This is a genomic window from Calditrichota bacterium (assembly GCA_014359355.1).
Classification (GTDB): Bacteria; Zhuqueibacterota; Zhuqueibacteria; order JANLFK01; family Oleimicrobiaceae; genus Oleimicrobium.
Genome location: JACIZP010000290.1, coordinates 1 through 7,330, shown reverse-complemented (window position 1 = coordinate 7,330; position 7,330 = coordinate 1). Strand labels below are relative to the sequence as shown.

The window sequence follows — 7,330 nt, the reverse complement described above, 5'->3', positions numbered from 1 at the left end:
AGACCGATTGTTGCCTTTTCGGGGCGATCACCTCGAAGCCCAAGGAGGAGGCGGAGAAGGAGCTCATCCCGGAGCTGCAGGGCAAAGGCCTCGTCTACTCGAGCCCGATCGTGCGGTTGCGCCAGGAGTTCAACCTGCGCACGAATCTGCGGCCATGTCGCGCCTACGAAGGAAATCCCTTGAACTATCGCGAAGGGATTGACCTGGTGGTTTTTCGGGAGAATACGGAAGACCTGTACGCCGGAGTCGAGTTCCACCCTGTGCCGCCTGCGGTGCGCAAGGTGCTGGACGAGCATCACCCCAAGATGCGCCGTTTTGCCAACGTGGCCGATGAAGACATGGCCATCTCTTTGCGCATCATCACGCGGCAGGCGAGCAGGAACATTGTGCGCGATGCCTTCGAGTACGCGCGCAAGTATGGCTACAAGAGCGTGACTGTGGTGGAAAAGCCCAACGTCATCCGCGAGACCTCGGGGCTGATGATCCGCGAGGCACGCAAGGTGGCCCAGGAATACCCGGACATCCAGCTCTGGGAGGCGAATATCGATGCCATCTGCATGTGGCTGCTGAAGAACCCGCTGGACTACGGTGTCCTGGTTACTTCGAACATGTTCGGTGACATCATCTCCGACCTGTGCGCGCAGCTGGTGGGGGGAATGGGTTTTGCCAGCAGCGGCAACATCGGTGACAACTACGCTATCTTCGAGCCCACCCATGGTTCCGCGCCCAAATATGCCGGCCAGTATAAAGTCAACCCGATGGCCATGCTCCTGGCCGTCAAGCTGATGTTCGATTGGCTTGACGAGAAGGACATGGCGGCGCGGCTGGAAGGTGCCATTGCTCAAGTCATCAAAGAGGGCAAGGTGCGCACCTACGACATGGGAGGCAATGCAAGCACCTTGGATATGGCCCAGGCCGTAGCCAGCAAGCTGTGAGCCACGGGCAGGAAGCGGCAGCCGATCACCAGGACAGAGCAAGAGAGTGGCGAGGGATGGAGTGAGGAAAATCAACGTCGCACTTGGCGTCCACAGCCATCAGCCTGTGGGCAACTTTGACTTTGTCTTCCAAGAGGGTTTTGACAGGGCATATCGTCCTTTCCTGGAGGCCCTGCATCGCCACCCTCGCATCAAAGTCGCTCTCCACTACACGGGGATTCTCTTGGAGTGGATCGCGACGCGCTATCCGGAGTTTGTGGCGCTGCTGCGCGAGATGGTGGCCCGCGGCCAGGTGGAAATGATGACGGGCGGCTACTACGAGCCGATCATGATCACCATCCCTGATGAAGACAAGCTGGGTCAGATCGAAAAGCTGACCAGCTACGTCGCCAGGCTGACTGGCTACCAGGCCACTGGCATGTGGCTGGCCGAACGCATCTGGGAACCACACCTGCCAACACCCCTCAGCAGAGCCGGGATTCGCTACACGGTGGTGGACGACTCGCACTTCAAGTACGCCGGCCTGCGCGAAGAGGAACTCCTGGGATACTTCCTCACGGAGAACGAGGGGGATACTCTCGCCGTGTTTCCCATTAGTGAGCGGTTGCGCTACACCATCCCGTTCCAGGAACCGGAAGTGACCATTGACTACCTCCGTTCCCTGGCTACCGAGGACGGCAATCGACTCATCGTCTTTGCCGACGATGGCGAGAAGTTTGGCATCTGGCCAGGCACGCATAAGCACTGCTACGCCGACCGGTGGCTGGAGCGTTTCCTCATTTCCCTCGAGGAAAACAGCGATTGGATCACCATCGTTCACTTCTCCGAGGCCTTGGAGCAGCTCCCCCCGGCGGGGCGGGTCTACCTTCCCACCGCCTCCTACCGCGAGATGATGGAATGGGCGCTCCCGGCGCGGGCCATCCACGAGTACGAGGATTTTGAGCAGAAGCTCGCCCAGGCGCAGCTCCTGGAGCGCTACAAGGTGTTCGTGCGCGGAGGTTTCTGGCGGAATTTCTTGGCCAAGTACCCTGAAGCCAACCACATGCACAAGCGCATGTTGCGCGTCAGCAGGAGAGTCTCACGGCTGGCACAGGGGCACCGCAGCAAGCTCATCTCCCAGGCCCGCGACCACCTTTGGGCAGGGCAGTGCAATTGTCCCTACTGGCACGGCGTGTTCGGAGGGCTGTACCTGAATAACTTACGAGCAGCCATCTACAAAGAGCTCATCTCCGCGGAGGTGCTCCTCGACCGTGTGGAGCATGCCGGCCGCGCCAAGAAATGGGTGACGGTGCAGGTCACCGACTTTGACGCGGACGGCCACAACGAGGTCATCGCAGAGACCGACCGCTTTAACCTTTACCTCGCGCCGGCAAAGGGGGGCGTGTTGACCGAGTGGGACTACAAACCAAAGGCGCTCAATCTCCTGGACACTATCGCCCGCCGGGAGGAGGGGTACCATCGCAAGCTCGCCCTTGCCAGTAGCGGCGCGCAGGATTCGCCAGGGCAGAAGAGCGTGGCCAGCATTCACGACCTCGTTCTCGTGAAGGAGCAAGGCCTTGAGCGCCGCCTCCACTACGACTGGTATGAGCACAAGTCCCTCGTCGACCACTTTCTGGGGCCGGACACGACGCTTGAGCAACTGGCCTCTGCACGCTACGACGAGCACGGGGACTTTGTGGGCGGCCAGTATGAGCTCGCCGTGGCTAAAGAGCGCGGCGCAACTGAGATCGTTTTACGCAGAAATGGCCAGGTAAAAGTAGGAACTGTTGTGCGTGCTCTCGAGCTCACCAAGCGGGTGGTGGTCAGCGCGGGCAGCGACGAAGTGCTGGCCAGCTATGAGTTGCGCAATCCCGAACGGGAGGATATTGAGCTGCTCTTTGGTGTCGAGTTCAACGTAGCCCTGCAGGCGGGCCAGGCGCCGGACCGCTACTTCACCTTTGACGGGCGTAAGCCCGCCCAAGCCCACCTGGCGAGCACCGGTGAAGAGGAACGAGTGCAGGAGGTAGCGCTCACCGACGAGTGGCGGCAACTTCGCGTCAGCCTCGGCTTCGATCTGCCAGCGAGGGTCTGGCGGTTTCCCATCGAGACGATCTCACAGTCGGAAGGTGGGTTTGAGCGCGTCTACCAAAGTTCAGCTATCGTGCCCTTGTGGCGCGTGCTGCTACCGGCTGGCGAAAGCTGGCGGGTACAAGTCCGCATGAAGTGTGAGGTGCTTGGCGGTTGAGCATCCGGCTGAAATGGACAGCAGGAGCCGTGCTATTCCTCTCTGCGGCCTTTGCTCTTCGCCTTGAGAGCAGGGCGGCAGCCACGGTCGCTGCTGCCCAGGACCACGTGCGGCGCTTCGTGGAGGTCTTTAACACTGTGCGCCGCTACTACGTGGAGGAGCTGGACGCCGGTCGACTGGTGGACGCAGCAATTCGCGGCATGCTCAGCGAGCTCGATCCGCACACCACGTACATACCGGCGAGCAAAGTGGCGGAAAGTGAACAGCGGCACAACGGCTACTATGAGGGCACGGGGATCGAGTTCCTCGTGCTGAACAAGGTGCCGGTGGTCGTGGCCCCGCAGAGCGGTAGCCCAGCCGAGCGGGCGGGCATTCGGCCTGGCGATCGCATCTTGCGCATTGATGAGCAGTCCACTTTGGGCATGGACGCCGGGGAAATCGAAGAGCGTCTGCGCGGCAGGACAGGCAGCACCGTGACCCTAAGCCTGCGGAGGCCTGGCACGAGCGAACTGCTCAAGGTGCAGCTGCAGCGGGAGCGCATCCCTTTGGCCAGTGTGGCCTGTGCCTTCATGGTGGAGGCGCACACCGGCTACGTGCGGCTGGCCTCTTTCTCCCGCACCGCCAGCCACGAGTTGGACCGCGCGCTGGCCGAATTGCGGCAGCAGGGGATGAGGCAACTCCTCCTCGACCTGCGCTCCAATGCCGGTGGCTTCCTGGAACAGGCCTATGAGGTGGCCGACCGCTTCATTCCTGGCGGGAGGACGATCGTCTACACCCGGGGACGTGGAGCCCACGCCAGTGACCAGCTCTGCTCGTCAGACCCTACGCCCTACGCCGACCTTCCCCTCGTGGTGCTGGTGGACGGCGGCTCTGCCAGTGCCGCGGAAGTGGTGGCCGGCGCTCTTCAGGACTGGGATCGGGCCCTCATCGTCGGAGAGCCGACTTTTGGCAAGGCCCTCGTACAGAGTGAGGTACGGCTGAGCGACGGTGGCGCCCTGCGCATCACCATAGCCCGCTACTACACCCCAAGTGGGCGATTGATTCAACGTTCACTTGAGGACTTGGAACTGGGGAACGGCAACGCACCCCCTAAGCAGACTACACCCGTGCGCCCCCAGTTTCGCACCATGGGTGGCCGGACCGTCTACGGGGGCGGCGGCATCGTGCCGGACGTCGAGGTGGCCGCCCCTGCTCTGAGTGCGCTCACCGTGCAGTTAATGGCCGATGGGCTCTTCTTCGAATATGGGGCCGAATACGCTGCCCGACACCGCAACCTTGCACGGAACTTCACTGCCTTCAAACAGCGCTTTGTGGTGGACGAAGGGATGCTCCTCGAGTTCCGCCGGCTGTTGCTGCGCCGGAGGGTAGGCGTCGACGAGCATGTGGCACAGGCAGAGCGAGAACTATGGCGGCAGGTTATCAAGAGCGAAATTGCCCGACAACTGTGGGGTACCGAGCGGTTCTACGAGGTAGCAGTCGCCCAGGACGCCCAGGTGAAAGCGGCGCTGGCGCACTTTCCGGAGGCGCAGCGCTTGGTGCAGGCGGGCGTACGAAGCCGCGCGTCGCGTGCACAGAGCGGGGAGTAGGGAGGGAATTCCTGCAGACGCCGGGTGGCTGCACTGAGTACGGCGTGGAGGGGACCGCAGTGGCTCGCTCAGCATCCCATGGCGAGAGGCGGACGAATGGAGGGGCGGGCCACCTTGTCCCCTGATCAAGACGCTGACTCCGCAAAGATCCTCAGAGAGGCGCAGAGGAGGTGGCGGCGAGAGCAGTGCGGCGCACAGAAACTGCAGCAGCGAGAAAAAAGTATTGACATTTACGCAAAAATTCGCTATACTTACGCACAGAATAGATGGGCCGTCCGTTGCAGGTTTCTAACTTGTTGAAGAGGAGAAGGGAGCATGGTCGAACTGTATCTTCGTGGCGGCGCGTTCATGTGGCCGATTCTGGCGCTGCTCATCCTCGGCCTGGCAATCAGCTTTGAGCGTCTGTGGACCCTGTCAAGGGCCTCGGTCAAGACGAAGAAGTTCCTGGGCCAGATTCGTGACGCGCTCAAGACAGGTGGCGTCAAGCAGGCGCTGGAACTGTGCGAGAAGACGCGTGGTCCGGTGGCGGCAATCTTCCACGCCGGTTTGCTGCGCGCCGACCGTGGCATTGACCAGGTCGAGAAGGCTATTGTCAATGCTGGGTCTATCGAGATGGCATTCTTGGAAAGAGGCCTGGTCTGGTTGGCCACGGTAGTGAGTGTGGCACCCATGCTTGGCTTCTTGGGTACCGTATGGGGCATGGTGACCGCGTTTGACGCCATTGCTAAGGCTAACGACATTTCCCCCACCATCGTTGCCGACGGTATTTCACAAGCGTTGCTCACCACCGTGTTCGGGTTGATCGTGGCGATCATCATGCAGGCGGCCCACAACTACTTCGTGTCACGCATCGACCGCTTGGTCATTGACATGGAGGAGAGCTCGGTCGACTTTATCGACACGCTGGTGGAGATGGAGAAGACCAAGTAGCTCTGAGCGAGGAACCCATAATGTTAGTGGAGCGCAGAAAAGAGCGCAAGCTCGAAATCCCGCAGGCCTCCCTGTCGGACATTGTCTTCCTCTTGCTCACGTTCTTCTTGTTGACCACCACCATTGACGTGGACAAGGGAATCGGCCTTGCGCTTCCGCCCAAGGGTGAGACCAAGGAGGTGCGGAAGGAAAACATCGCCAACCTGCTGATTAACGCGAGCGGGCAGGTGATGTTGGACAAGCAGCCGATCGAAGTGAAGATGATTCGGGAGGCTATAAAGACCAGGTTGGCCGAGCGCCCGCAGCTCATCGTCTCCGTCAAGACCGACAGGCGCACCCCTTACGAGGTGTTCATTGCGGTTCTGGATCAGGTGAAGCAGGCCAAGGCGCCACGCATCTCCATCGCCGAGCCCGAGTCTTAAGACGGCGGCTCCGGGAACATCTGGTAACGGGAAGGAGTCAAAGAATTGAAGTTCCGGAAGAAAGAGAAGGCTTCCGCCGCTATCCCGACGGCCTCGCTGCCGGATATCATCTTCATGCTCTTGCTTTTCTTTCTGGTGGCGACCGTCTTTAAGCAATATCGCGGTCTGCCGGTGGTGCTGCCACGGGCAAAACAGATTGAGAAACTCCCCGGCAAGCGCGATGTGGCTTACGTATGGGTGGATCGGTTCCAGCGCATTTCGGTCGATGACAAACTGGTGGACGTGCGCGACATCTCCGGCATCATGTACAAGAAGCGCACCGACCCCCTACACCCCCTGAAGGTGGTGTCCCTGCGCGTGGACAAGGATGCGCAGATGGGGGTGGTCATCGACATTCAGGAGGAGTTGCGCAAGGCCGACGCCCTGAATGTTAACTATTCGGCAAAACCTGCCGGAGAGTGAGGTGATGGAGCCATGTTGAGGAAAGACCCAAAGGCAGACCTCAGGCTGCAGTACCGGAAGGTCTTCCAGCTTTCCATGGTGCTGGCCTTGGTCTTGCTCATCGGGATGTTCCAGGCCTCCAAACGGTACGAGATCAAGACCGAGAAGGTGGAGAGCATCGACTTTAAGATGCAGGTCGATGAGATCCCGCCCACGGAGCAGATGGATCGCCCACCTGCCACGAGCCGCCCGGCCGTCCCCATTGAGAGCGAGAGCGAGGACATCCCTGAGGACGAGACCATTTCCACCACGGAATTGGACCTCTCGGAGCTGCCCCCGCCACCTCCGCCCCCGGAGCAAGTAGACGAGTCCGCGCAGATCTTCGTGGCCTGGGACGAGCCACCCGAGCCGATCGGTGGCTTCCAGGCCATCCAGCAGGCGCTAAAGTACCCGGAGATCGCGCGCAAGGCCGGGGTGGAAGGCAAGGTCTACGTCATCGCCGTCATTAGTGACAAGGGCGAGGTGATCAAGGCCTGGGCGCAGAACTCGTTGGGCAACAACGGGTGCGATGAGGCAGCCATTGCGGCGGTCAAGGCGGTGAAATGGAAACCGGCCAAGCAGCGCGACAAACCGGTTACCGTGCAGATCGGCATCCCTGTGATCTTCAAGCTGAAATAGACCGAGCGGAGCAGAATAGCGCAACGCATGAAGGCGGTGTTGAGCACCGCCTTCTTCTTTGATAGGCATATCCACGTCCGGATCGAAATGGTGAGGTGACGAGCTCGTGCAGCC

General features: G+C 60.7%; 7 protein-coding genes. All 7 read left to right on the top strand.

The window, feature by feature from the left end; genetic code table 11:
- Positions 1-935, top strand: a 935-nt coding sequence (locus H5U38_12450; protein ID MBC7187835.1) for an isocitrate/isopropylmalate dehydrogenase family protein, incomplete at its 5' end; no start/stop codon positions are given.
- A gap of 61 nt (positions 936-996) precedes the next feature.
- Positions 997-3,159, top strand: coding sequence for a DUF1926 domain-containing protein (locus tag H5U38_12445; protein ID MBC7187834.1), 2,163 nt, complete (start codon positions 997-999; stop codon positions 3,157-3,159).
- A gap of 29 nt (positions 3,160-3,188) precedes the next feature.
- Complete coding sequence (locus tag H5U38_12440; GenBank protein ID MBC7187833.1) at positions 3,189-4,745, top strand: S41 family peptidase; 1,557 nt, start codon at positions 3,189-3,191, stop codon at positions 4,743-4,745.
- A gap of 315 nt (positions 4,746-5,060) precedes the next feature.
- Entirely contained in the window at positions 5,061-5,675 is a 615-nt protein-coding gene (locus tag H5U38_12435; GenBank protein MBC7187832.1) for a MotA/TolQ/ExbB proton channel family protein, read from the top strand.
- A 17-nt stretch (positions 5,676-5,692) separates the two neighbouring features.
- The gene (locus H5U38_12430; protein MBC7187831.1) at positions 5,693-6,097 is read left to right on the top strand and encodes a biopolymer transporter ExbD; all 405 of its coding nucleotides are present in this window, start codon (positions 5,693-5,695) and stop codon (positions 6,095-6,097) included.
- 45 nt (positions 6,098-6,142) lie between these two features.
- Positions 6,143-6,559: a biopolymer transporter ExbD gene (locus H5U38_12425; protein ID MBC7187830.1), complete on the top strand. Its 417-nt coding sequence runs from the start codon at positions 6,143-6,145 to the stop codon at positions 6,557-6,559.
- Between the two features lie 12 nt (positions 6,560-6,571).
- A complete protein-coding gene (locus tag H5U38_12420) occupies positions 6,572-7,216 on the top strand; it encodes an energy transducer TonB (GenBank protein MBC7187829.1) in 645 nt (214 codons plus the stop codon).
- The last annotated feature ends 114 nt before the right edge of the window (positions 7,217-7,330 follow it).

Coding starts and splice junctions, on each gene's coding strand:
- H5U38_12435 (MBC7187832.1), top strand. CDS start 5,061: ATGGTCGAACTGTATCTTCGTGGCGGCGCGTTCATGTGGCCGATTCTG.
- H5U38_12420 (MBC7187829.1), top strand. CDS start 6,572: ATGTTGAGGAAAGACCCAAAGGCAGACCTCAGGCTGCAGTACCGGAAG.